The 24,068-nt window shown below is 62.2% G+C and carries 33 protein-coding genes; 30 read left to right on the forward strand and 3 right to left on the reverse strand.

The features are described 5' to 3' along the window. Positions 1–296: 296 nt before the first annotated feature. From BH95_RS20305 to BH95_RS20315, 3 genes are all read right to left on the reverse strand, one after another. Complete coding sequence (locus BH95_RS20305; RefSeq protein ID WP_037183785.1) at positions 297–2,120, reverse strand: AAA family ATPase; 1,824 nt, start codon at positions 2,118–2,120, stop codon at positions 297–299. Between the two features lie 1,023 nt (positions 2,121–3,143). Continuing rightward, complete coding sequence (locus BH95_RS20310; RefSeq protein ID WP_244165066.1) at positions 3,144–4,436, reverse strand: tyrosine-type recombinase/integrase; 1,293 nt, start codon at positions 4,434–4,436, stop codon at positions 3,144–3,146. Continuing rightward, positions 4,420–5,067: a helix-turn-helix domain-containing protein gene (locus BH95_RS20315; RefSeq protein WP_037183788.1), complete on the reverse strand. Its 648-nt coding sequence runs from the start codon at positions 5,065–5,067 to the stop codon at positions 4,420–4,422. Before BH95_RS20315 ends, BH95_RS20310 begins: the two co-directional genes overlap by 17 nt. Before the next feature lie 182 nt (positions 5,068–5,249). Here BH95_RS20315 and BH95_RS20320 point away from each other — a divergent pair, with 182 nt between their 5' ends. The 30 genes from BH95_RS20320 (at position 5,250) to BH95_RS20465 (ending at position 24,052) form a co-directional block, all read left to right on the forward strand. After that, the gene (locus BH95_RS20320) at positions 5,250–5,579 is read left to right on the forward strand and encodes a helix-turn-helix domain-containing protein (RefSeq protein ID WP_157773113.1); all 330 of its coding nucleotides are present in this window, start codon (positions 5,250–5,252) and stop codon (positions 5,577–5,579) included. Positions 5,580–5,628: 49 nt separating this feature from the next. Beyond that, a complete protein-coding gene (locus BH95_RS20325) occupies positions 5,629–5,841 on the forward strand; it encodes a helix-turn-helix transcriptional regulator (protein WP_037185335.1) in 213 nt (70 codons plus the stop codon). Positions 5,842–5,968: 127 nt separating this feature from the next. Then, positions 5,969–6,676, forward strand: a complete 708-nt coding sequence (locus BH95_RS20330) for a hypothetical protein (protein ID WP_037183790.1) — start codon at positions 5,969–5,971, stop codon at positions 6,674–6,676. Beyond that, positions 6,673–7,134 (forward strand): hypothetical protein, encoded by a 462-nt coding sequence (locus BH95_RS20335; protein WP_037183792.1) that lies wholly within the window; start codon positions 6,673–6,675, stop codon positions 7,132–7,134. The genes BH95_RS20330 and BH95_RS20335 overlap by 4 nt, the downstream gene beginning before the upstream one ends. Next, a complete protein-coding gene (locus tag BH95_RS20340; RefSeq protein WP_037183793.1) occupies positions 7,131–7,451 on the forward strand; it encodes a hypothetical protein in 321 nt (106 codons plus the stop codon). The genes BH95_RS20335 and BH95_RS20340 overlap by 4 nt, the downstream gene beginning before the upstream one ends. A gap of 99 nt (positions 7,452–7,550) precedes the next feature. Continuing rightward, a complete protein-coding gene (locus BH95_RS20345) occupies positions 7,551–8,228 on the forward strand; it encodes a hypothetical protein (RefSeq protein WP_037183794.1) in 678 nt (225 codons plus the stop codon). Beyond that, the gene (locus BH95_RS28790; RefSeq protein ID WP_157773115.1) at positions 8,218–8,370 is read left to right on the forward strand and encodes a hypothetical protein; all 153 of its coding nucleotides are present in this window, start codon (positions 8,218–8,220) and stop codon (positions 8,368–8,370) included. The genes BH95_RS20345 and BH95_RS28790 overlap by 11 nt, the downstream gene beginning before the upstream one ends. A 72-nt stretch (positions 8,371–8,442) precedes the next feature. Further along, positions 8,443–9,447, forward strand: coding sequence for a hypothetical protein (locus BH95_RS20350; protein WP_037183795.1), 1,005 nt, complete (start codon positions 8,443–8,445; stop codon positions 9,445–9,447). Further along, the gene (locus tag BH95_RS20355) at positions 9,444–9,932 is read left to right on the forward strand and encodes a hypothetical protein (protein WP_037183798.1); all 489 of its coding nucleotides are present in this window, start codon (positions 9,444–9,446) and stop codon (positions 9,930–9,932) included. Before BH95_RS20350 ends, BH95_RS20355 begins: the two co-directional genes overlap by 4 nt. A 3-nt stretch (positions 9,933–9,935) precedes the next feature. Next, positions 9,936–11,558 (forward strand): DnaB-like helicase C-terminal domain-containing protein, encoded by a 1,623-nt coding sequence (locus tag BH95_RS27855; RefSeq protein ID WP_052060112.1) that lies wholly within the window; start codon positions 9,936–9,938, stop codon positions 11,556–11,558. 192 nt (positions 11,559–11,750) lie between these two features. Continuing rightward, complete coding sequence (locus BH95_RS20365) at positions 11,751–12,533, forward strand: hypothetical protein (RefSeq protein ID WP_037183801.1); 783 nt, start codon at positions 11,751–11,753, stop codon at positions 12,531–12,533. After that, a complete protein-coding gene (locus BH95_RS20370; RefSeq protein ID WP_037183803.1) occupies positions 12,530–12,724 on the forward strand; it encodes a hypothetical protein in 195 nt (64 codons plus the stop codon). The genes BH95_RS20365 and BH95_RS20370 overlap by 4 nt, the downstream gene beginning before the upstream one ends. Beyond that, positions 12,721–13,503, forward strand: a complete 783-nt coding sequence (locus BH95_RS20375; RefSeq protein WP_037183804.1) for a hypothetical protein — start codon at positions 12,721–12,723, stop codon at positions 13,501–13,503. The genes BH95_RS20370 and BH95_RS20375 overlap by 4 nt, the downstream gene beginning before the upstream one ends. A gap of 192 nt (positions 13,504–13,695) precedes the next feature. Beyond that, on the forward strand, positions 13,696–13,845 hold the full coding sequence (locus tag BH95_RS28795) for a hypothetical protein (protein ID WP_157773117.1): 150 nt from the start codon (positions 13,696–13,698) through the stop codon (positions 13,843–13,845). A gap of 328 nt (positions 13,846–14,173) precedes the next feature. Continuing rightward, positions 14,174–14,467, forward strand: a complete 294-nt coding sequence (locus tag BH95_RS20390; protein ID WP_157773119.1) for a hypothetical protein — start codon at positions 14,174–14,176, stop codon at positions 14,465–14,467. A 174-nt stretch (positions 14,468–14,641) separates the two neighbouring features. After that, on the forward strand, positions 14,642–15,109 hold the full coding sequence (locus BH95_RS29110; protein ID WP_037183815.1) for a phage terminase small subunit: 468 nt from the start codon (positions 14,642–14,644) through the stop codon (positions 15,107–15,109). Beyond that, complete coding sequence (locus BH95_RS20400) at positions 15,109–16,812, forward strand: hypothetical protein (RefSeq protein ID WP_037183818.1); 1,704 nt, start codon at positions 15,109–15,111, stop codon at positions 16,810–16,812. Before BH95_RS29110 ends, BH95_RS20400 begins: the two co-directional genes overlap by 1 nt. Then, positions 16,812–18,326, forward strand: coding sequence for a phage portal protein (locus tag BH95_RS20405; RefSeq protein ID WP_052060113.1), 1,515 nt, complete (start codon positions 16,812–16,814; stop codon positions 18,324–18,326). Before BH95_RS20400 ends, BH95_RS20405 begins: the two co-directional genes overlap by 1 nt. Beyond that, positions 18,323–19,120, forward strand: a complete 798-nt coding sequence (locus BH95_RS20410) for a VG15 protein (RefSeq protein ID WP_157773121.1) — start codon at positions 18,323–18,325, stop codon at positions 19,118–19,120. The genes BH95_RS20405 and BH95_RS20410 overlap by 4 nt, the downstream gene beginning before the upstream one ends. A 76-nt stretch (positions 19,121–19,196) precedes the next feature. After that, positions 19,197–19,751: a hypothetical protein gene (locus BH95_RS20415; protein ID WP_037183822.1), complete on the forward strand. Its 555-nt coding sequence runs from the start codon at positions 19,197–19,199 to the stop codon at positions 19,749–19,751. Between the two features lie 26 nt (positions 19,752–19,777). Further along, a complete protein-coding gene (locus BH95_RS20420; protein ID WP_037183823.1) occupies positions 19,778–20,716 on the forward strand; it encodes a phage major capsid protein in 939 nt (312 codons plus the stop codon). A 13-nt stretch (positions 20,717–20,729) separates the two neighbouring features. After that, on the forward strand, positions 20,730–20,909 hold the full coding sequence (locus tag BH95_RS20425; RefSeq protein ID WP_037183826.1) for a hypothetical protein: 180 nt from the start codon (positions 20,730–20,732) through the stop codon (positions 20,907–20,909). A gap of 3 nt (positions 20,910–20,912) precedes the next feature. Next, the gene (locus tag BH95_RS20430; protein ID WP_157773123.1) at positions 20,913–21,332 is read left to right on the forward strand and encodes a hypothetical protein; all 420 of its coding nucleotides are present in this window, start codon (positions 20,913–20,915) and stop codon (positions 21,330–21,332) included. After that, a complete protein-coding gene (locus BH95_RS20435; protein ID WP_037183828.1) occupies positions 21,329–21,682 on the forward strand; it encodes a hypothetical protein in 354 nt (117 codons plus the stop codon). Before BH95_RS20430 ends, BH95_RS20435 begins: the two co-directional genes overlap by 4 nt. Next, positions 21,682–21,939 carry a hypothetical protein gene (locus tag BH95_RS20440; RefSeq protein WP_037183829.1) on the forward strand — a complete coding sequence of 86 codons (258 nt, stop codon included), beginning with the start codon at positions 21,682–21,684 and terminating at the stop codon, positions 21,937–21,939. Before BH95_RS20435 ends, BH95_RS20440 begins: the two co-directional genes overlap by 1 nt. Next, the gene (locus tag BH95_RS27860; protein WP_052060116.1) at positions 21,936–22,346 is read left to right on the forward strand and encodes a hypothetical protein; all 411 of its coding nucleotides are present in this window, start codon (positions 21,936–21,938) and stop codon (positions 22,344–22,346) included. Before BH95_RS20440 ends, BH95_RS27860 begins: the two co-directional genes overlap by 4 nt. Then, positions 22,346–22,582 carry a hypothetical protein gene (locus BH95_RS20450; RefSeq protein WP_037183830.1) on the forward strand — a complete coding sequence of 79 codons (237 nt, stop codon included), beginning with the start codon at positions 22,346–22,348 and terminating at the stop codon, positions 22,580–22,582. The genes BH95_RS27860 and BH95_RS20450 overlap by 1 nt, the downstream gene beginning before the upstream one ends. Positions 22,583–22,584: 2 nt before the next feature. Then, entirely contained in the window at positions 22,585–23,169 is a 585-nt protein-coding gene (locus tag BH95_RS20455; protein ID WP_037183831.1) for a phage tail tube protein, read from the forward strand. 92 nt (positions 23,170–23,261) lie between these two features. Next, positions 23,262–23,675: a hypothetical protein gene (locus BH95_RS20460; RefSeq protein WP_037183833.1), complete on the forward strand. Its 414-nt coding sequence runs from the start codon at positions 23,262–23,264 to the stop codon at positions 23,673–23,675. Continuing rightward, entirely contained in the window at positions 23,672–24,052 is a 381-nt protein-coding gene (locus BH95_RS20465; RefSeq protein WP_037183836.1) for a DUF5361 domain-containing protein, read from the forward strand. Before BH95_RS20460 ends, BH95_RS20465 begins: the two co-directional genes overlap by 4 nt. Positions 24,053–24,068: the final 16 nt, after the last annotated feature.

The raw sequence follows: 24,068 nt of genomic DNA on the forward strand, positions 1-24,068 counted from the left end.
ATCCGAAGCAACTGTCGCCTCGGTCCGTCCTCAACCGTGGGGAGCGGGACTCCGGAAGGCGAAATGTCCGCGCACAGATGCACACACCGCTGTCGGTCCGGATCGGCCGTGATGAAAGTCCCGGTCGAGTCTGTCGACGCCTTCTACCACCCGGTCTGGATCCGGCCCCGGTCACAATAGCTTCGCTTGTCAGTATTGAATTTCATGTGCATATTAGGCGATGCCTAGACACAAGGACATCACGCCCGTCGCGTATCAGGTTCTATGCCCGCCCCCGCGCTACCTGACAGCCTCAGCTAGTTCGACACAGCCTTGGCAACAAGCTCTCCCAGCTCATCCATCGCGGCTACCTTCGGGCTGTGTGCGAGCACAGCGGCGACGAACTCACCTGCATTACTGACGACGGCGTGCTTCGAGACAAATTCTCCGATAATGTATTTTCCCCGGACCATAGTCCAGGGCGCGGGAAGTGCTTCAGCCCAAGCCTCTTCGGCCTGCCCAATAGCCGACTCGATTGTCGTTGTGTCCGGTCTAGTTTGGGGTTGGGCAGCGAGATCGCGGAGCCTTTGAAGTGCGTCTTCCCCCTTCGGGCTTGGCCATTTAATCGACACCTGCTCCCGAAGAAGGCGCTGCGCATACTCCGCAATCGCATTGTCCCTCTGCGCAAGGAGTAGATCCAGTAGCACTTGCCGGGCGTTTGGAAGAGTTGAGCAGGTCGAGGGTTTGAGTAGCTTTCCCTCGATGGCTTTGGTTATGAACGAATCATCTTGCAGCAGGACACCTTCGATATCCGCTGCAGGCCACACGTGCACGTGCTGTGCAACGGCAGCAGGTGGAGCGGGCGCACGTACGTCGGCGTCCACTACTCCGACGATTGGCAAGTCGTAGACGGACAGCGATTGCACTTGGCTTAGCACCTGCTGCCGCCCCCCAGCATCTTTGATTGCACTGGACGAGACGGACGGAACGAGCAGGGGGATGACGCTTGCATCGAAGGTTCCTTCGGTAAGTACGAGAACTTCCGATTGTGTGAGAGTGCTGGCACGAAACCCCGCTTCCCGGTATAGCTCTAGCCGTTCGGACTCGGTCTCGACCAGTTGAGGGGGCTCAAGGTGACTGAGCCGGACGATCGCCGAGGGCGGGATTGCGTCGAGGATTGCCGGGCTGTGTGTGGCGACGAGCATGCGACCCTGGTCGCCTAGGCCTGGACGCAACGCCTTCAAAAGTCGGGTGCTAAGGGTAGGGTGCAGATACGCGTCCGGCTCATCGATGACAACGAAACTGTGTCCCTCGCCCGCGCGGAAGACGCGACTGATGATGATGAGAGCCTGGCGTTCGCCGCTCGACAGGGCGGCGACTGGGTGTGCCGAGCCGTCTGCGAGTCCGATTCGCAGACCTGAGCTGTGCTCGACCGTGAGTGGCAACAGCTGTTTGGGGTGGAGAAGTTCATCCACAGCAGCTTTGAAAGCGACCCAGCGCGGTTGAGTGGCCGCGGTGACACCTGGGCCGGTGCTGGCCAGCGCGCCTTGAAAGCAGAGCGCCGTCGCGTACGACTCGAACTCCGAGTCGTCCAGCCGGCCCGAGTTTGTGTGGACCGTGTTGCGTGCCTCAGCGAGTTTTGCGATAGCGACTTCTTCGCTGAGTTGAGTGAGATCGACACCAGCTGAAATCGGTGCTGTGAGTCGTCGTTCAGCAGGGAGAAAGACTAAGTCAAGGCTCGGTTGGCGTTTCAGCAAGTCGCTGTTGCCTGCCATGTTCGTCAGCGTGATGGGGCTGACGTCCGTAGTAACTCTTACACCAGCGAGGGGTGTGGCGCGAGCCGTAAACACAGTTTCAGTTGGAACAGAACTCTCGTGTGTCCACCCGGACGCAATCCGATATTGCTCAAGAATTTCTCGTTCGGCGTTGGAGAATTTGACAGTGACGTGAACGACTGCCTCTACCTGGTCGTTGCGAGGCTCCGGCATAGAGTGCGTCCAGGGAATCAGCATGCACGCGAGCAGTTTTGATTTTCCGGTGCCGTTAGGACCGGCAAGTGCCGCGACTTGCGAGTCCGGAAGATTTGTAGCTCCATCGACAAGGCCGGCGATGTTCGCCGTCTCGACCCGCGTGATCCTCATGGCACATTCTGGCACGATGCACCTGGAGCGCGGCGCGGCGATACGGACACAAACGTCCAACGCGACTATGCGAGCAAGCTCAGCGCAGTAGTTGGCCGAGCTGCGAGTGACTAGCCCCCACAATAACCGAGACCCTCGGTGGGGATCGCGAGGATCTTGTCCCTGTCTGGGTGCGAGCCACGTCTGACAGGGGGGAGACATGTAGTCACTGCGTGGCCGTTGCGGGGTCGTAGACGCTTCGGCGTCACGATCACCCATCAGACCGTCCGAGGCGATATCCCAGACGCCGTCATGCGGGTGCGCCATCAGCGATGCAACGTTTTAGCCGTACACGTCATCGGTAGAAGCAGCCAATTTGAGCGGAATACTGGAATCCGGTGTCGACAACCACGGCGCGACCCGGTACCAGGTCGTGCGGGTGCGTGAAGGGCCGTGAAGCGGGAACACCGCAGGACCCGATCCGGCCGACCATTCATGCTGATGTCGCCGATGGTCGTATCTCAGGCTTCGAACTGTGTGATTATTGCCCTCCCTGGTTATGAAGCGACCGGTGGCGATTGTCACGAGAAGCCCCGGGGGCGACGCGCATTTTTCAAATTCGACTCGAACAAACGTGGTTCGGAGCAGGGTGTCAGCATCGCATCGGCGTAAATGGTTCGAGCGCAGGCGCGCCGCGTAGGTGGGGCCGTGGGCTTCCGGTCGATTGGTCGTTCGTTGACACAGAATGCGGGGTTCGCAGACCGTGAGCTGAAATGAAGGAGTTGCGCCATTCCGGTGGTCTGTCCACTGCAGTCCGTCTACATGCAGATGGATTCAGCATGTTCTTTGCCGTGGGTCTCGATGACACGAGAGTGACACAACTGGGTACACACGGGGGTGGATCGGCCTGGACGTGAATGTACGAAAAGCTCTGTTGCGCAATAAACATTGGATCCACCCAAGTCCTGTTATATCCACTTTTCCGGACTTAAAATCCGCACAGTGTCGGTTCGAGTCCGACTGGGGGCACCATTCCAGTGCAGGTCAGGGCACTGCACGGAGGTGCGACGTCTTCCCGGTACGCAGAGAGTACGCAGCAGATTCCTGCGCGGTGGCGTACCCGGCGTCCATCGCGTTCGAGACGGTGTCGAGGTTGTCGTCCATCAGATGTCCGTACAGATCCAATGTCAGCGTCGCAGTCTTGTGCCCGAGCATGCGCTGAACGACCTTTACGTCTGCGCCCGCTGCGATCGCGAGTGATGCTGCAGTGTGCCGCAATTCGTGCGGCGTGAGGTCTCCCAGACCCGCTGCGGCAACGGCCTTGTCGAAGGCCCACCGGAACTCGCCCAGCGGTAACACGGTGCCGTGGCGACTCGGGAAGAGGTACTCGTCGGAGGACCTGCCCGCGATGGCTTCCACGAGCCGGTCGCGCAGGAACCTCGGGACCGGCACCGATCGGGCGGCGTGGTTCTTCGTCGACCCTTCTACGATGCCTCGCTTGGCTACATGCGTGGCCGATCGAGAAATGCGGATCCGGGACCGGACGGGATCGAAGTCACGGACGCGGATGGCGGCGAGCTCACCGAACCGTGGGCCGCAGTAAGCGAGTGTCAGCGCGACATTTTCGAACCGGCCGCAATGCGCGGCGAGTGCGGCCACCTCGTCATGGGTGAGGTACGTCTTCTCCGGGTTTTCGATGCGCGGCAGCTCGACCTCGTCGGCGGGGTTGTGCGCCAGGTGCTTGGCGCGGATTGCGTACGCGAGTACTTGGTCGACGACCTGATATGCGGCGACGACCCTCGACGGTGAGAGTCCCTTTTCTGGGTTCTTGTAGCTCCCGCCGGGCCGCTGCAGGCCGAGCACCCATGACTGGACGTCTTCGTAGTCGATGTCGCCAACCTGCATGTGCTGCCAGTGGGGGAGGACGAGGGTGTCGAGCAGCGACCGGTAGCCCGCGACGGTCTTGGCTGCCTTGCCGGACTTGGTGTCGAACCACCGTTCAGCGAGCGTCGAGAACAGCGCCGACTTCGCCTTCGGATCGACGTAGGTGCCGATGGCGTGCTCGACGACGACGTTGTCGATCCACGCCTGCGCGTCGGTCTTCCGGTCGAAGCGCTTCGTGTGCTCCCTGCCCTTGGCGTCGACGTATCGTCCTCGCCAGCGTTTCCCCGTGCCGTACAGCTTCGGCCGCAGTGTGGTCGTTGGTGTGCCGTCGGGCTCAAGCACAGGGGCGCCGCTGTCGTCCAAGACTGGTCGCGGCTTCTTCAGGTCACGCCAAAGATCCTCGACGCCGGCGCGTCGGTTGCGCCTCTGCCCGCTTCTAGTCATCCCTGGCATTGCCTTTCCTCTCATCATCATTTGCGGATCTATTTGTGGCCAACTGTCCGAATCCTTGCGATTTCATCACTTCGGTGAAGAGATCTGGATGGCCTGCTTCAGCCTGTGAGAGCCTTGTTCCGGGGAACGCCAGTTGCTGCGCCTGCTCGGCCGCGACGTCAATCAGATCAAGCAGCCCCTTGGGAAGCTGCCCGCCACCGAAAGCATCCGCGTACTCGCCGATCCGCTTGATCGAGACGTACAGCGACACCATCTCAAGAGCGCTGATCTGAATCTGCGGCCCCTCACTCGTCGCGAATTGAAATGGCCGCGGCTTTTGGGTGCGCTCCGCTCGTCGGCGCCTATACCCACTGATGTCCCCGGATTCCTCTGCAGCTTCGAGTTCAGCTTTGTCGATGTCGACTTCGGTGTCTCGGGACAGTAGCTCCGCGACTACACCCGGTCGCCAATCGAGACCCGCCTCGTACTTCTTCAACGTTGACTGAGTGATGTTGAAAATTTCTCCGCCCTCAACACGCCGCTGAGTTGTGTCCGACGGTCCACCCTTGGCTGACACCTCCTCCTGTGTTAATCCGAGTTTGTTCCGACGTGCTCGGATGGTCTGGGCGAAGCTTGGGGTGTTCATCGGCATGTCCGCAGTCTCCCAGATTTGTTCGGCAAACCTTCCTCGGGCTCGGCAAACGACACGGGTGTCATTTCCTGCGTGTTCGGCGTTGTGGGTGCCGTTGGGGCTGGTCAGCTCGGTTTGCCCGCCGGTGCCAATTTTACCGTTCGAGGTATGCCAACGCCTAGAGTTGGGATAGAGTTCGGATTATGCCAAGCCAGACCGCGCATCGTCGGTACGCCACCCAGCGTCCCAGTAGGACTCCGCCGCACTTGTCCATCGGGGTCTTCCGCAAGGCGCTCAAGCTCACGCTTGAGGACGTTGCGGATCGGGTTGAGGAGATTACGGGCGACCGTCCGACAAAAGGCGCGCTATCGGCTATCGAGAACGGACACAGGGGCGTCTCGGCTCAACTACTCGACGCGCTCGAGAAGGCCTACGACATTCCCTCGGGATCAATCTCAACCGTTTACGAACCCCGATCGGCAGCCCAAGTCACGAACGTAGATGCGCAAAACGCCATCAAAGCGACCACATAGACCGTGCCGGAAAGCGCGAACCGTCGAACACATTGATTAGGAGATGATCATGCGTGACACCACAGTTTCCCCACCCCCCGACCAGACGGAAGAGTTCTGGCAGGCCAAGGACTGCGCGAGGTTCACGGGCATCCCCGAGGGAACGTGGCGCTACTGGGCCCACATCGGACGCGGCCCGGCCAATTTTTCCCTGGGTCGTCGCCGAGTGTGGCGCAAGAGTGTCGTCCTCGCGTGGGTCGCCGAGCAGGAGTCCGCAGCGTGAGGCAACTTCCAGGCGCCGCGTCATGAAAGCCGCGCATACGACGAAAAACACCACCGCTCACGGGATGGCAGTCCCAGTTGTGCGCGGTGGTGCTGATGGAACCAAATCACCAGAAAAGGAACCAGTAGTGAGCACTGTAGCGCAACCGTCCGACAACAACCAGATCGAGCCCTTCGTGGTCGATCCACCGGTCAAGTATGCCAACGAGAAGCAGATGGCCGCGCACCTGAAGAAGGTATACGGCGAGGCCCCCGTCGGAATGGATCTCTACGACGTCTGGTGCACGGCTTCGAACGAGGAGTATCGGACCAAGGCCGAGCAGGATGCCGCAATCCACGAACAGATCGTCAGTCAGCAGCCGAAACCGAAGGTCGAGTACTCACCGGATGCTGCCGGTGCATGGAAGCGTCGTGGCACCGAGCAGAACGTCATTCGAGTGCCGAGGAACTTCAAGGACGGTAGATCCTCTCTCGACAATCTCAGTCCTTTCCCGCGCCCCAAATGGGCGGACCCCGACAACGACGTGCTCAGCACGATTTCGCACTGGTCCATGTTCCGCAGCAGCAGCATTGTCGCTACCCCATTGTCGGGTGAGCACGGTGCGCGAACGAAGAGCGGGGTGTGGGAGCCGGCCCACATCCAGGCCCATGTTGCCCGGGCGCTGTCCGGTGCGGTTGCAGTCGTCAAGCTCGACAGGTTTGGCGCCGTCAACGAGGTGGCAGGAGTTCAGCGGATAACGGACTGGGACTTCGAGATGACAGCTGCGGAAGCAACTCAGCTTGCGCATACCCTCCTCGCAGCCGTCGACCTCATCGCAGAAGGCGAGGTCGCATGATGCCCACCTACTACTACAAAGCGCCGCGTACACGGATAGAGGATGCGTCTGCTTTTGGGGTCGTGTTGCGCAAGGCGTTCGGCCGGTCGAGCTACTACTTCGACGAGCACAAGAAGCGAGTGTTCAAGGAGATTGGAGTCGTGGACGTCTACCCATCGTCCGGCAAAATCAGCGCCTGGCCGATGGACGGGTTGACTCCCCGCGAGATCGAAATGCTCATTGGTACCGCCGAGCTCGCGTTCAGAACAAAACCGACGAAGGCAACCGGGTGGAGTTTCAAGCGCCGAAAGAACTTCAACTTCTGGCGAACCTATGTCTCGGTGCCCGTCCACCCGGACAACGACCACGTCGCCCATGCGATTGCAGAGGCGAGGTCGGTTCAGGACATGCACGTTCAGCGGATCGAAAAGCAAATGACCGAGGTCGATGACCTCAGTCCCGCTGAGGTCTTCCAGTGAGCGCGCGGATCACCGACGGCGCGCCCACCTGCGACGAGGTTTGGGCAACGCTGCAGCCAGGAGAAAGCCGGTGGACGCGACTCGCGCTCGTACACGTCGGACCGTTCACCGCGTCGATCAAGCGGACCGATTGGGTCACCGACGCCGGCGATCACGAGTCATCGGGCATGCAAATCGTCGTCGACAACTTCGAGTTCCCGGAGACATTCCCGGACCACGATCTCGGCGCCAAGGCCAACCAGGTCGCTGACCTGAGACTTTTGATGGCCCAGATCTTCGAGGCATACCAGAAGCTCGACCCGGGTGCGCTGTCATGACTGTCGTCGGCGTCGCGCTCATCGCGGGCAGCCTCGCCTACCTCGCCGCGGACTTCCGCGCATTTTGCACCAAATCCGATACAACACAGGGAGTTTGAAATGACCTACACAGCACTCGACGTTCTGAAGTACTACGCCGTGCGCGCCAAGTCGCAGATCGAATGGGCCACCGACTTCATCAGCGGCAATGTCTATCATGAACTGGCCGACAAGGACGCCAGCCGGGTCGAAGACGTACTGGAGAGTCCACTCGACACGATCAACGAGTTCGCTGAAAACCTCCTCGCTGCGGTGCTCGAGATCGAACCCGAGTTCAAAGCCAGCACCGGTCTCTTCTCGGATGGCCGACGTGTCTCGACGTCGGTGTGGGTCGAGCAGGGCTGCGTCTACGTGCATCCCTGGCATTACGACCCCGAGAAGGGGCCGCAGGAGCCGTACAAGATTCGAGGCGGCAGGCTCGGCGCCGATCCCGGCCAGTACGCGGGCAGCTACGACCTGCACGTGGATCCGGCCGCGCAGACCGTCGAAGCGGAGCTGTTCAAGTCCTCGTTCGTCTACTACGCCGAACCTGTCGCTGCGGTGGAGAACATGGTTGCGAACGTGGGGCTGGGGGAGTTCACCGGCGAGTTCGGGCCCGAGAAGATCGCCCTCGACATCGGCGACAGTGTCACGCGGCGCACCGTGTACCTCGATCCCGGGGAAGCCATCGCGTTGGCGGATTCACTGACTGCCCACGCCGACGGTGCGAAGAAGGCTGACAGCGTCGATGTCCACTGAGGATCTGCGGCCTTACGCACGGGAGCTGCTGCGTTCGTGCGCGGCCCGGGATCCGCGACACCGCGAGTACTTCGTTGCTCTGGCAAGGAAGTACGGATTGAACGACGTCGAGATCGAGGCGGAGCTGTGCGCCACTCACTGACCACCCCGGGTGTCCGTGGCAATGACTGCCACGGACACCCGTTCCACCCAACCGAGCGGAGGTGCCCCACCTATGCCACGTGACCACGGCCGCGTGCTGTGCCGTATCTGGACCGACCCGAAGTTCTTGGCACGCTCCGAGTCTGCTCAACGGATGTACATGTTGCTGCTGTCGCAACCAACGGTCAACAACGCGGGAGTCCAGCCACTGCTCGTCGGCAAGTGGGCCCGAAAGGGTCCGACCGGCGACGAGGACGATGTCCGCAAGTCCCTCACCGAATTGGAAGAGCATGGCTACATCGTGACGGACACAGACACCGAAGAGCTGCTTATTCGGTCGTTCATCCGCAACGACGGTGGCATGAAACACCGTTACATCATGAAGAACGCCCTCGGGTGTGCAGAGGCGATCGAGAGTGCGTTACTACGGCGAGTACTTGCTCGAGAACTCCGCCGTCTGGGTCGCGACGACGCGGGGGAGACGGCCACGAAAATGGAGGCTGCACTTGCCGATTTCGAACCCATCGAGAACCCTTCAGAATCCCATTCGAATGGGATTCTGAACCCATCGGAATCCCATTCCGAACCCATCGAGATGGCATCCCAGCAAGAAATGCCATTCGAATCCCATTCCGATGGCAATCGAATCACTGCGGTGAAGGTGAAGGTGAGTAGTAAAGGTTCTGTTAGTAATTACTTATCTTCTAAAGACTCTAAAGATCGTTCATCTGCTCCGCAGACGAGCTCGTACTCGGCTGCATTCGAATCGTTCTGGACCGCCTACCCCCGCAAGTCCGCAAAGCGGAAGGCGTTCGACGCATGGAAGCGCGCCGTCCGGCGGACGGGGGACAACGAGATCCTTATCGCCGGCGCTACGCGCTACCGCGAAGACCCGAACCGGGAAGACCAGTTCACCAAGCAAGGTGAAGCCTGGCTCAACGGCGACTGCTGGGACGACGACCCGCTACCCGCCCGACATCAACAGCACGGCGCATCCAGGCCCGACCCGACCGAGCGTGGCCGCTCCGTGGCCGACATTGCCCAGAAAATCAGAGCCCAACAAGGAGCCACACCATGACCGCACTCGACACCGCCGCAGCGGCTCTCGAACGCGCAGCCGTCCTCGATCACCGTCTGACCGTCACCGAAGCCACCGTGCAGGCGTGGGCCGACTGCTTCACCGACAAGCCGATTTGGCTCGACGAAGCCGTGAAGGCAGTAGGAGATCACTACTCGCAGCCGAGCCCTTTCCCGATCATGCCCGGCGACGTACTCGCTCGCGTCGCCGACATCGAGCTCGGCCCCAAGTCCTCACAGGAACGCATCGACTGGTTCCTCGACACGTGGGCGCAGCACCCGTACGCCCGCGCACTCATGGAAGCCACCGGCGTCGAGTTCAAGCTGCCGCCCGAGCCCGACGAATTCCGCACCAATTCCTGGGGCGCACACAACTGGCACCGAGACTGGCTTATCGGCTGGGTGAACGAGAACCGCGAGAAGCTCGTCGCCGCGATTCGCAGTGGGCAGTCCCGCTACCGCGGACCTCGTCACGAGGGCTGGTGACAGGTGATCAGTTTCGAGCGCGTCGTCGACGCCTTCCGTGACGAGGGCCTGATCGTTCAGGATCTCGGCCACGGCAAGGCTGCGGCGCAAGCCCCCGGTCATTCATCGGCCGACAGGTCGGTGTCGTTCAAGCACAACGGAGTCGACCGGACGATCATCTACTGCCACTCCGATCCGACAGAACAGGTTCTCGACGCCCTCAGGCTCACGCAGAGCGATTTATTCGACTCCCCTAAGGGTTCGACCCACACCTACCCAGACGGGAGGATCGTACGGCGCAGCACCGACAAAAAATTCTCGCAGTACGGCAACACGAAAGGCGACCAGCTTTACCGCGCCGACCGACTACGGGAATCGTCGACGGTGTGGTTCTGCGAAGGCGAGAGCGACGTCCACATGCTCGAATCCGAGGGCGTCGTCGCCACCACGACGGCGGGCGGTGCAGGCAGCGTCCACCTGTTCGACATGACGCCCCTGCACGGCAAAACCGTCATCATCGTGCGCGACATGGACGAACCCGGCGCCAAGCGCGCACGGAAGCTGATGGAACTCCTAGGCGCCGTCGCCAACGTCCGCGTCGTCGAACCCATCGCAGGCAAGGACGCGACCGATCACATCGTTCGCGGACACACCTTGGCCGAGTTCCGTGAGACCCACGACTTCGACAACGCCAAGCTCGCCGCCATCCTGCGCCAGCTCGCCGACGAGTCCGCCGAATCCAGCCACGTCGCCAGCATTGTCGGCCGCGCCCGCAAGGCACTCGACATCGTCGCGGCGCCATCACTGCGCGACACCGCCCTGAAGAAGTTCGGCGACGGCCTCGACGACTGGTGGGAGTGGGTCGACGCACCCGCCGAGAAGGTCCGCTCGATGCCGACGCCGTGGCCGGAGATCGACGACGCCCTCGCCGGCGGGCTGCAACCGCAACGCTCATACCTGATCGCAGCAAGGCCCGGACATGGAAAGTCCATCGGTCTAACCAACTTCGCGCTCTACGCGTCCGGGCAGGGATACCGCGGCGCACTGTTCTCGATCGAGATGGGCCGCACAGAGGTCATGTCCCGCATCCTCGCCGCCGGTGCTCGAGCAGAGTACGGGCAGATCACCCGACGCAGCCTCGACGACTTCAACCGCGCTCGCATCGCCGCGTACGCCTCCGACGCCGTCGACATGCCGCTGTGGATCTCCGATCAGCCCTCGATCACCGTCGACAAGATCCGCGCCGACGCGATCGCGATGAAACGCTCCGGAGGCCTCGACTTCATCGCCGTCGACTACCTGCAGCTGCTCAAGGCGACATCGTCGAAAGTGAGTCGACAGGAACAAATCTCCGAGATCTCCTGGGCGCTCAAAACTATGTCGCGTGAACTTGACGTCGCAGTCCTTACTGCCTGCCAGCTCAACCGCGGCAACGCCAAGGACAAGCGCCCACCCGCACTCTCGGATCTCCGCGAATCGGGGTCGCTCGAACAGGACGCCGACGTCGTCATCCTGCTGCACCACCCGACCGTCGACGACCGCCAGATCACCGGTGACGTCGAGATGCGCATCGAAAAGAACCGCACAGGGCCGCTGCACATCGCGACGCTGCCATGGCGCGGCTACCAGGCTCGTATCGGCGGATGAGATGCCGATCAAGAAAGTCAAGACTAAGCCCGGGAATCCCTGGGGGTGCGTTGGAAAGAAGCGCTACGACACCGAGAAAGGCGCGAAGAAGAACGAATTCAGAGACCGGTTCGGCCCCGTAACCGCCTACCACTGCACCAACTGCAACGGGTGGCACATCGGACACAAACGACGACCACGAAAGAGGCGGAAATGACACTGACTCAAGCCGTGATTCAGTTCGGCTATCGCACAGCGGCGGCACTGATCTGGATCATCTTCGGCGGAATCATCGCATCGGACTCGACTGACGATTGGCAGGCCCAGAGCCCGATCCACCGAATTGCTTTCCTCGTCCTCTGCGTCGCAGTGGGCGGCATCGCGCACTGGCTCATGTCCCTCGGCTACCGCCACAGGGAGGGCTACGAGTCCGTGAAGATCCCGAAGACACCCAAGTTCACAGGATTCAGCGTGGACTTCGTCGGTGGAGAGCGTGAATGGCATGACGCGGATCAGCTGCGCCTCTTCGCCTCCGACCTGCTGCTGAGAGCACGCCGGGTGGATGCCCTGCAGCGGCTCGCGTCGCAGCGGAAGTGGATCTGGTTCTACCGAGCAGGTAGCTGGACGCCGCGACGGCCCATCTACATCGGCAGCGACGAACATGATCGTCACACTCTCGTGCTGTCGTTGCCGTACTCCGGTTCGCCCGCAGCGGTAATAGCGCTGCCTTGGTGGCCATGTCGATGCACGGAAAGCCCCGAACCTGCGTCAACCTCGCAGACATTCATCGATGCCTGCCTCGCCGGTGACGCTGACGCAAACGACCTCGACGACTGGATCGACCGCTGGCATGAAAGCGACAGCGCACAAAGCCTCGACGAATTCATCGGCCTGACCAAAGAAGAAGCGAGATGGCCGTGGACCGGATACGGCAACATCCCCGAAGTTCTCGACCGTCGCCGACAGGCCATCTCCGACACCAATGAGAAGCCGTGAGTACAGATTCAGACCGGGAACTGCTGGACGCCGTGGAACACGCCATCGAGAACGAACTCGACAGCTACACCGTCGACTCGCGAGCCAACCTCGGCAACGGATACATCGCCGAAGTCATCACCAGCCGCCTATCCCGCGACGGATTCCTACGAGAACCACAGCGAGCAAGCATGAACACGGAGGGCCCATGACCAACACCGATCACCTCTACCTCGACCGCCTAGGCCAGAAGCACGTCATCGGAATGCTCCGCCAAATACCCCGCATCGTCGCCGATCTCGCTGTCACCATCACTCGCCGCGACGTCATCTCTCGCCCCATGCCAGGCGGGCGCTCATCCGTCGAACGCGTCGAGATGCCCCTGCCCCTCAACGTCGACGCCATGCTGCAAGCCGACCGACTCCGCACACTCCTCGCCGGCTACTGCGCCAACGCCTGCATGTACCGAGGCCTCATCTACGCCCCCACACTCCCACCCGGATACACACACTGGCAGCACTTCATCGGACCACTCCAAGCTAACGAGCGCCGCATCCCGGAAGGCTGGACCGAAGAACCCGTCCTGTCCCTCGCGCGCTGGCTCAACCAGAACCTCATCGCATTCGCCATGACCGAGAACAGCGAACACGCACCCACCCAACTACGCAACGCACTGAAGGCATGCACCGACGCCATCGACCTACCGCCCGACGAGATCTGCAAGGAGCCCGACCAGCAGGCAATCGACCAGTCCTATGACATGCTCCTCACCGCACGCGAACTGCAGAACATCATGCCGCAGCTAGGGGAGAAGCCACTGAAGGCGGACACCATCCACTCATGGACCGACCGGAAACGCTACAAGGACAACGCTCTCGCGTTCCAAGAGATCGCTGGCGTCAAGGGATACGTGTATCGACTCGGCGACGTATTGGCTATCCGACGCGCCCGAGAAGCTGCTCGGTCACAACGCATGTCCGAGGTCAGCTGATACACTGCGTGTGGGCGATCGGTGTGTAGCACGAACCACCGACACGACCACCCCCCAATCGCAATCACTGAAGCCCTCCAACGTGGGGGGCTTCAGTGCTGTCCGGGTAGAGGTGCGCATGATCATGAATATGATCGACTGGCTGATCTACAACATCGCCCGCATCATCTTCCGATACACGGCACATCGCTGATGGCCACACCAAGCCTCGCGCAGCGGATCACCAACACGTACCGACTGATGCTCAGCGCCAGAGCCAACGGCGAGAAGGCAGCCGAAGCGACCTACACGCGCCGCATGAATGACCTACTCGAACGCATACCCAGACCCGCGAGGTTCTGATGGCATGGGCCAACGGGCACACACGCACCAGCACCAAAGAGCACAAGGCATGGGCGAGAGCTGTTCTCTCTAAGGACAGTTACACATGCCGCATCCAAGGGCCACGCTGCATCGGCAGAGCCACAATCGCCGACCACATACGCAACGTCGCCGAACACCCCGACGCACAGTACGACGTGAGCAATGGACAGGCCGCATGCCAACCATGCTCCGACGACAAGACACAGATGGAAGCAGCACGCGGCCGACAACGATACCGAGCACGCGGACGCTACCAACCAGCACGAGACAAACACCCCGGACTCCGATAGCGAAAGGTCTGCCGACCATGCGCATGCGAACGCTCGAACTCCCCACCGTCATCGTTGGCCCGACAGCGAAGACACCATTCGTCGTCATCCTCGACAGGTTCGGACCCGACGAAGAGTGGGACGACTCGATGGCCGACGCAGTCAAGGAAGCATCGGGCGCGGCCGGTGTCATCGCATTCCGAGACCACGAAGTCGAGCTCTACAACGATGTGACAGAGGGAGACCTCGAACGTCACGACCTGACTATCGCTACAGCGCAAGCACTCATCGACCACCAACGGCTCAACGAGTACGCCCGCAAGCAGCCCTGACCAGCGGAAACGCCCGCAGGACTCCGACCTGGGCATATGCCCCTCCCCCCAGGGGCTGAGCTTCTACGGTCGGCATAGTCGCTCCGGTTCAGCCTGACTCTGGGGTTTTCGAGTTCCGCATGCAGATCGAATGAGACGCGATGTCTTGCAATCACTTCGCGAGGAGGTGACCTGATGGCTGGACGTGGTTCTGCACCTAAGGATGCATCCAAACTTGCTGGGCATGGCGCGGCAAAGGCGCGCGCCGCCGGGATGCGGGTTATAACCGCCGAGCCGACTCGCCAGCCGAACCTCCCGGTTCTGTACTTCCCGGACGAGGATGGGAAGAAGCGCCGATTTGCATGGCCTGAGATCACCAAGACATGGTGGGGAATGTGGCGGGATTCGCCTCTGTCCGATGAGTTCACGGCGACCGATTGGTCGGAGCTTCTCGATACGGCACTGCTGCATGCTCGTTTTTGGTCGGGCGAGTTCAAGCTGGCGGGGGAGCTCAGGTTGCGCGTCGCAAAATTTGGAGCGACCCCCGAAGACCGTGCGCGCCTGCGTATTCAGTTCGCAATGGCTACTCAGGCTGAAGAGCGAGTTAAGGAACCCGGTGCTGGTTCAAGCCGCGCCCGACGCGGTCCGCTGAAAGCTGTCTAGTGCCGTGGAAGCCGTCGGAGCCTGGGGAGATTCCGACGCTGGGGTACGACGCGATCGACTGGATCACTGCGTACCTCGCGGCGCCTGACCGTCGGGACTACGAGCCGTTCGTCCCGTACCGCGAGCAGGAAGATTTCATCCTGAAGTGGTACGCCATCGATCCTGGCACCGGATTGTTCTGCTACCGCAGAGGCCTTCTCGGTCGGCCGCGTGGTTGGGGGAAGTCACCGATCCTCGCAGCGCTCGCCTGTCTCGAAGCGCTGGCGCCGATCTACCCGGATGGGTGGGACGCGGACGGGCAGCCGGTCGGGAAACCGTGGTCGTACGTGCGGACCCCGAACGTGCACATCGCCGCGGTGTCGGAGGAGCAGACGAAGAACACGTGGGATCCGTTGCTCGAGATGCTCCGCGAAGGTCCGGTGCTCGACGAGTATCCGGGTATCGAGCCGCTCGACACGATGGTGAACTTGCCGAAGGGGCAGATCCTTCAGCGCACCGCGTCGGCTCGGACGATCAAGGGCGCGAAGCCAGTGTTCTCGGTGCTCGACCAGACCGAGGAGTGGGTGCCGTCGAACGGCGGTGTGAAGCTCGCCGGTGTCATGCGGTCGAACGCTGCGAAGATCGGCGGCCGGACGTTGGAGTCGCCGAACGCGTACACGCCGGGTGAGAACTCGGTCGCCGAATCGTCGGCTGCGTTCGCTGCGTCGATCCGTGAGGGCCGCGCGAAGGACGAGGGTCTGCTGTACGACCACCGCGAGGCACCACCGGAAACCAGCCTGGAAGAGCGCGAGACGCCCGTTCACTTCGACCTCGACGAGGAGGAGTACATCGGACTGCTCGACGGTCTGCGTGTCTCCTACGGTGATTCGTCGGCGCACCCCGACGGCTGCGTGATCCACGATCCGCCGTGCGATCCCGGGCACGTCGACCTCGATCCACTCATCGCGACGATCTGGGATCCAGCGCAGGACGTGCAGATGTCCCGGTCGGACTTCCTGAACCAGATCACACACGCGTCCGACTCGTGGGTCTCACAGCCTGAACTGCTCGCAAGCATGGATCTCGACAAGGTCATCGACGAGGGTGACGTCGTGGTTCTCGGCTTCGACGGATCGAAGGGCCGCGCGCGCGGCAAGGCCGACGCGACAGCGTTGATCGGGTGCCGCGTCGAGGACGGCCACATGTTCGAGGTCAAGGTGTGGGAGCAGCCCGATGGCGCCGACGGCAAGAACTGGGCGCCGAATCCTGTCGAGGTCAACGAATATGTGCGTCGCGCGTTCGAGACGTACAAGGTCGTCGGGTTCTACGCAGATCCCTCCGGTTGGACTGAGCACATCGCTCGATGGGAAGCGAAGTACAGCCGACGTCTCAGGGTGAAGGCGAGCCAAGCAAATCCGATCTCGGCGTGGCCGCGCGGCAAAACCACCATGGTCGGTGAATACGTCGAGCGGATGCGGCAGGCGATCGCTGACCGCGAGCTCACACACGACGGATCTGCGGCTCTCACCCGGCACATCCTGAATGCGCGCCGACGCCCGACGCGCACGGGCTACTTGATCCACAAGGCGTACCCGGATTCACCGGACAAGATCGACGCGGCCTACGCCGGCGTCATGGCATGGAAGGCCCGGCTCGACGCAGTGGCGCAGGGCATCGGCAAGAAACGTGAAAAGCGAGTTCGCAGAATGGGGGTCATGAACTGATGCTGCAGATCCCCGGTCTCGACCACACCGACCAGAACACCCTCGACAAACTGCTGAACCAACTCGCCGCGAAGATGCCGCGCAACAAGCTGCGGGCGACGTACTACGACAGCAAGTACCTGTTGAAGGATCTCGGCATCTCGACACCGCCGAACCTGCGGAACTTCGAGGCTGTTCTCGGGTGGCCAGCGAAGGCCGTCGATCAGCTCGCGCGCCGATGCAACCTCGACGACTTCGTGCTGCCCGAGTCCGACGTCGCCGACTTCGGCATTCCCGAACTGTGGGAAGACAACTACCTCGACATCGAGAGCCACCAGGCGCACACCTCAGCTCTCATCCATTCCGTGGTGTTCATCGCGACGACGCTAGGTGATGTCGCCTCGGGCGAGCCTGAAGTGCTTGTGACAGCGCGAGACGCGATGACTGGCACAGGCATCTACAGCAAGCGGGCCCGCGCACTGAGTTCCGCCTTGTCGATCGTCGACGTCGACGAGAACACGGCCGATCCGAACTACATGATCATGTACCTGCCGGACAAGGTCATCACAATGACCAAGAGTCCGGGTGGAGTGTGGAAAGCCGAGGCGCGTAAGCACAGCCTGGGGCGAGTTCCGGTTGAGCCGCTGGTCTATCAGCCACGACTCGGGAGGCCGTTTGGGGCGTCGCGGATCTCGCGTGCAGTCATGTCTCACACAGACTCTGCGCTGCGCACTGTCGTGCGGTCGGAGATCGGCGCGGAGTTCTTCACAGCCCCGCAGCGTTACGCCCTGAACATTCCGCAGGAAGCTTTCGGCACGAACGGCTGGGCAGCCCTGATCGGGCGCATGCTCGCACTGGATCCACCGGACGAGGACGAAGGCGCGGACGCGAACTTCAAGCCTGAGGTCGGCCAGTTCCCGCAGATCAGCATGCAGCCCCACTCGGAGCAACTACGGATGTGGGCAACACTGTTCGCGGGGGAGACCAGCATTCCGATCGGATCTCTCGGTGTTATTCAGGACAACCCGTCGAGCGCCGATGCGATGGACGCGGCAACGAAGGACATCGTTCTCGAAGCGGAGTTCGCCGACAACGTGTTCGGCGTCGGGTGGGCGCGCGCGATGCGCACCGCGGTGCAGCTGCGCGACGGACTCGACGAAGTGCCTGCGGAGTTGCGCAGACTGCGTGCGAAGTGGCGTGACCCGAACACGCCGTCGAAGTCTCAGGCCGCCGATGCGATGTCGAAGCAGATCGCAGCGATGCCGTGGATCGGTGAGACCGAGGTCGCGCTCGAGTCCCTCGGATACGACCGCACCACGATCGAACGACTGCTCGCTGAGAAGCGACGCAATAAGGTGTCGGGTCTCCTCGACCGGCTGCCGTCTGCGGCCGATGCTGCACGGACGAACGTCGAGGTGGCCGACCTGGCGGCGCAAGGCAGGCCAGCAACACCACCGACTGACACCGCGCCGACGACTTTCCGATCCGGCACCGGTGACGGTGTGGCCCCGACGTTCCGAGCGGGCAATCGTTGACGTTGCTCGACGATTCCCGCGCGCTGCAGTTGGGGCTCGGTGAACTGACGACGCTGACGGTCAACGATCTCGCGCTCGTATGGCGATCGCTGTACGACGCGGGAGGCGACCCGATTGAACTGCGAGACGCACTTCTGCAGGCGGTACCGGACATTCTGATCCCGTACGAGACGGCGGCCGGTGAACTCACAGCATCGTGGTACGAGGATCTCGCACCACGATCACGGTTCATCGCCAAGCCTGCCGAAGTGTCCGCGACCGAAGCCGTTGCAGCGTCGACGAGATGGGCTCTCAGTCCACTGTTCACGCCAGGCAACGACACGTCACCGCTGTCACTGCTGTCCGGTATGGCGAAGCGTCGAGTGTTCAACGCGTCTCGGCAGACGGTCCTGGACAACGCGGCGCGCGAGGGCGATGTGCAGTACGCCCGCTACGCCTCGAAGACGGCATGCGAGTTCTGTCGACTGCTTGCCACGCGCGGCGCTGTGTACGGGTCCAAGGAGGCAGCCACCCGGGTTGCTGGGCGCGGCAAGGATGTCTCGACGAACATGCGCGCCGACGGCCGAAGGAAGCGCGGCGGCCAAGCTGGTGGTGTACGGGTACGCGGCAATCAGAAGTCGGGAGATCGATTCCACGACAACTGCAAATGCATCGCCGTCGCCGTCCGACCCGGCACCAACTACGAACCACCGTCCTACGTCCAGCAGTGGGACGAGGAGTACATCGAAGCATCCCGCGGCGGCGGAGGCACGAAGGCCATCCTCGCCCGGATGCGCGCTGCCGAACAGCAGTAGCCACATTCTTCCCCGGCTCCCGGGGTTACCTCTGTCGCGACGGCAGGGGTCCATTATCCACCGCGATGGAGGAACCATGTCCGACACCGACAGCAGCGCAACCACGTCGACAGACGCCGGCACCACCGACACGACGTCGACCGACGCGTCCAGTCAGAACACCGACACCACCACCCAGACCACACCGAACGAGCAGCAACTCGGCGACGGCGGGAAGAAGGCACTGGACGCAGAACGCAAGGCGCGCAACGCTGCCGAGAAGGCGCTGAAGACGGCCAACGCCGAACTCCAGAACCTCAAGAACGCAACGCTGTCGGACGTCGATCGAGCGAAAGCGGAAGCGAAGCAGGCCCGCGAGGACGCCGACAAGGCAATCGCAGAATCGCTGCGCTACCGCATCGCCAGCAAGCATGGCATCTCGGACGAAGACGCCGAACTGTTCCTCACCGCGACGGACGAGGACACCCTCACCAAGCAAGCCGAACGGCTCGCAGGACGAGTGCAGGCGGAGCAGCGCCAGCAGACCCGAGACGCCCTCACCATCCCCGGCGAAGGCACGGGAAGCGGTGCAACACCGCTCAACTCGAACGCACTCGAAGACGCCCTGAAAGCGAAGCTCGGCATTCAGTGACAGACCACAACCGAAAGTAGGAAACGATGGCACAGACCAGTGCTACCAAGACCACCGATTTTGCCGGGTTCATCAAGCCCGACCAGGCGCAGCCGTACTTCGAGCTCGCCCGCAAGACCAGCTCCGTCATGCAGCTTGCACGCCAGGTCCCGCTCGGTGCCAACGGTGTCGAGATTCCGGTAGCGACAACCAAGGCAACCGCATCGTGGGTGGCAGAGGGCGGCCAGAAGCCGACCACCAGCTCTGCCATCGCATTCAAGACGATGCAGCCGAAGAAGCTCGCCGCCATTTCCGTCGTATCGGCAGAGACCGTGCGCGCCAATCCCGGCAACTACATGGAGCTGTTGCGCGCTGACATCGCCGAAGCGTTCGCGGTCGCATTCGACACTGCCGCGCTGCACGGAACCAACAGCCCGTTCGGCGCCGGACAGAACATCGACGCGACCACGAAGTCTGTTGAGCTCGGCACTACCTCGAAGGCCAATGGCGGCGTCTACGGCGACATCGTTGCAGGTCTGAAGCTCCTCGCCACCGACAAGAAGAAGCTCACAGGTTTCGCGTTCGACCGCGTCGTCGAGCCCACGTTCCTCAGCGCCGTCGACAACAACGGCCGTCCGCTCTTCGTGGACACACCCCTGACTGAGACCGCACCGATCAACGCGCCGACCGCCGGCCGACTGATTGGCCGCCAAGCATTCATCGGCGACAACCTCTCTACCCCCATCGTCACTGGCACCCCGAACACCGGCGGAGTTGTCGGCTACGGCGGCGACTGGAGCCAGGTTGTCTACGGCGTAACGAGCGGCATCAGCTACCGCGTCTCCACCGAAGCGACAGTCACCATCAATGGAGCGCTGACCTCCCTCTGGGAGAACAACCTCGTTGCCATCTTGGCGGAGGCCGAGTACGGCCTCCTGGTCAACGACGCCGCGGCCTTCGTCAAGTACACCGACAACACCGCGTAGCAGGAGGCTCGCCATGGCACGACTGACGCACCCCGACCTCGGGACGATCATCGAATGCGATGGTGCGGTCGAGGCCCTGTTCCGCGCGCAGGGATGGGCCGACTCGTCCGACGCTCCGGTGTCCGACGAGTCTCCCGCCCCGCGTAAGCGCACCCGGACCCGCAAGACGACCACCGCCCCGAACGAGGACTGATACATGTCCGGGCCGGTGGAACTCACCGCGACCGAGGTGCAACTGTTCGCACCAGGCATAAGCGACGAGCTCGCCGAGATCATGATCGTCGATGCGATAGCGATGGCCGCGATCACCGCGCCCTGTATCAAAGCTGCCGATTTCCCGCACACCGAAGCCGCGAAAGCCATCATCAGGGGAGCGATTCTCCGATGGCACGAATCCGGTTCCGGCGCCGCGGTATCGGAGTCCGTCGGCGCGGGACCATACAGCAAGTCGGTCACCTACGACACACGCCAAACGCGCAAGTCCATGTTCTGGCCGTCGGAGCTGACCGAGCTGCGGAAGCTGTGCGGCAAGAAGACCCGCGCCGCGTACAGCATCGATCTCGCACCGACCGCCGTGGTGATCCCTCTCGGCATCGTCACCGAGGACACGCTGTGAACGTCTCGATCGACATCCCACTGCTGTTCACGGTGCAGGTCGAGAAAGCGGTCGACGGGCCGCGGAACGAGCACAACAACGTCACGCGCACCTATGCGCCACCGATCGACGCGCCTGTTTACGGATGGTCCGCGCCGGCGTCGAGCGAATCGACAGCGGCAGGCCAAACGAACCGCGTGGTGCACGATCTCGAACTGCTCGTGCCGGAGTCGTTCACCGCGACCGCGCACGACCGCGTCACAGTCGACGGGCGCAAGTACGAGATGCAGGGCGATCCCGCCGACTTCAATCACGGACCGTTCGGATTCCGACCCGGTCTCGTGGCGAACCTGAAGAGGGTGAGTGCCTGATGGGTCGCATCGTCTACAAGATGGCCGGCTACCGCGCGACGCGGAAAGCCCCGAAGGTGACCGACGCCATGAAGCACCTCACCGACGACATCGCCAAGGACTGCAACGCATCCGCCGACGTCGACGACGGCTACGTCTCCCGCGTTTCTCAGGGCCGCACCCGCGCACGCGCGACGGTCATCACGACCAACGCCAAGGCAATCCGCGACAACGCCGGTAACAACACGATCATCAAGCAAGCGAACAAGACTCGATGACCGAACTCGTCGTCGCGCCTGACGCGGAGGCAGCGATTGTCTCCCACCTGAATGCGCAACTGGCAGCACGAAACGATGCCGCGACGGCATCGACAGTTATTCAAGACCCGCGACCGACACGCTTCGTACGAACGCAGCGTGTCGGCGGACCCAGACGCAACCTCATCACGGATTCCCCTGTGCTGCTGTTCGAATGCTGGGATCTCGACACCGTCGCGGCATCGGAGTTGGGCCGTCTCGTGGAAGCCATCGTGCTCGCCACCGACGGGACATGGATCGGGACGAAACCTGTGTGGGTCGACGACGTCGGCGACAGCAGCGGAGTCGTGCACTTCCCGGATCCCGACACCGGCCTACCCCGATACCAATTCACCCTCCAACTCTTCACCGTCTGCGAGGCACAGTAATGGCCCTGATTCAGCACCCCGAAGTCGAGCGCATCGTGTTCGACGCACCCGCCGAGAAGGTCTCCGAGTGGGTCGACGCCGGATGGAAGTCACTGTCCGGCGAACCCGCTCCCGAGACGTCCACACAACCAGCCGACCCCGCGCCCGCTGATACCGCGTCGCCGGTCGACCCACCCCAACCCATCGAACCCCTCGGTTCGGACAAGCCCACCGCACGCACCCGAAAGGCGGACTGACCATGGCCGGAAACTCTGTAGCAACGATCGGATCCGGTAAGCCGAAGGCAACCGGAGGCATCCTCGTCGCACCCACCGGATCGGTCCTCCCGGTCGACACCGCAGCAACGTTTGCAGCAGCGTTCGTCAAGCTCGGTTACGTCGGCGAAGACGGTGTCCAGCCCGGCGGCGAACGCTCGAACGAGGAGAAGCGCGACTGGGCGGGCGACGTCATCGCCAACCTCCAGTCCGGGCACTCGAGCAAGTTCTCCTTCACCCTGCTCGCCGTCTACGACCCGGATGTCCTTCGCCAGGTGTTCGGCCCCAACAACGTCACGGTCACCCCCGCAACGTCGACCGCTGGCACGAAGATCGTCGTCACTGAGGACGGCAGCGACTTGCCGTTCAACTCGTGGGGCTTCGACATGGTCACCGGCGCGAAGAAGCAGCGCCTCGTCGTTCCCAACGGGCAGCTCACTGCCGTCGAGGAACTGCCGTTCGTAGCGTCCGACCTCCAAGGCTTCACTGTGACGCTGGATTGCTACAAGGATGCGGCAGGCATCAAGGTCTACCGCTACTACGACGACGGCAAGTTCACCACCGTCTAGTCACGATCCCCGGTGGGGTGGGTTTCCGGCAGACCCCCACCTCACCGGGCTCCACGAATGTCTGCCGAACACCCCCACCGGAAGAGGCCCCAATGTCTGCCAGCTCCCCCCGTAAGAAGGCCACCCCGAGCACCCCTCCGGAAGCTCTCGGAGATTTCGAGTTCACGACCGAGGACGGAACGAAGATTGTTCTTCCACCGTTCAAGTCGGTCAAGCCTGGAGTGATGCGCAAGATCCGCAAGCTCGATCAGGCCGACCAATTCTTCACCATCCTCGAGACCGTCCTGGACAACCGTCGCCAGGCCGAGATGGACAGCAAACGATCCGAGCTCGTCGCAGCCCGCGAGGCAGCCGGCGAGAAAGATGTCGAGATCAGCGATCGGGACGTCGAGAAGGAACTGGACGACGATCCGACTCTGGACATCGTCGATGACATGGAAACCGAGGAGTTTCAAGACTTCCAGCGCGGGTGGTTCAAGCATTCGGGCATCGATCTGGGGGAATGAACGCCCTTCTCGAATTCCTCGATTCGGAGGAGTACGGGGAGGCTGCCTATTACGAGTTGCTCCGGTTCGACAAGCGCCCGGAGCAACTCGGCACAGATGCACTGCCGTGGGTCGCGGCGAAGATCATTCTCAAGTTCGCGCCTGACGATTCACCGTTGAAGACGCTCGTCAATCCTGATGTCGTGTGGGATCTGCACGCGCAACTGTTGGCCGAAACTGTCGACACACTGCGCTGGCTGCGGTGGGCGAAAACGACAGCAGCGCAGCATCATCGGGATCAACCCGAACCAATCCCGCGACCAGGAGTCGAAGCCAAGGAAGTCATCGGCGAAGCCATGGAAATGGAAGAGCTGGACGCGTTGCTCGGCTGGAACTGACAACTCAACAGCGACC

Origin of the sequence: Rhodococcoides fascians A44A (assembly GCF_000760735.1) — a bacterium.
Lineage (GTDB): Bacteria > Actinomycetota > Actinomycetes > Mycobacteriales > Mycobacteriaceae > Rhodococcoides > Rhodococcoides fascians_E.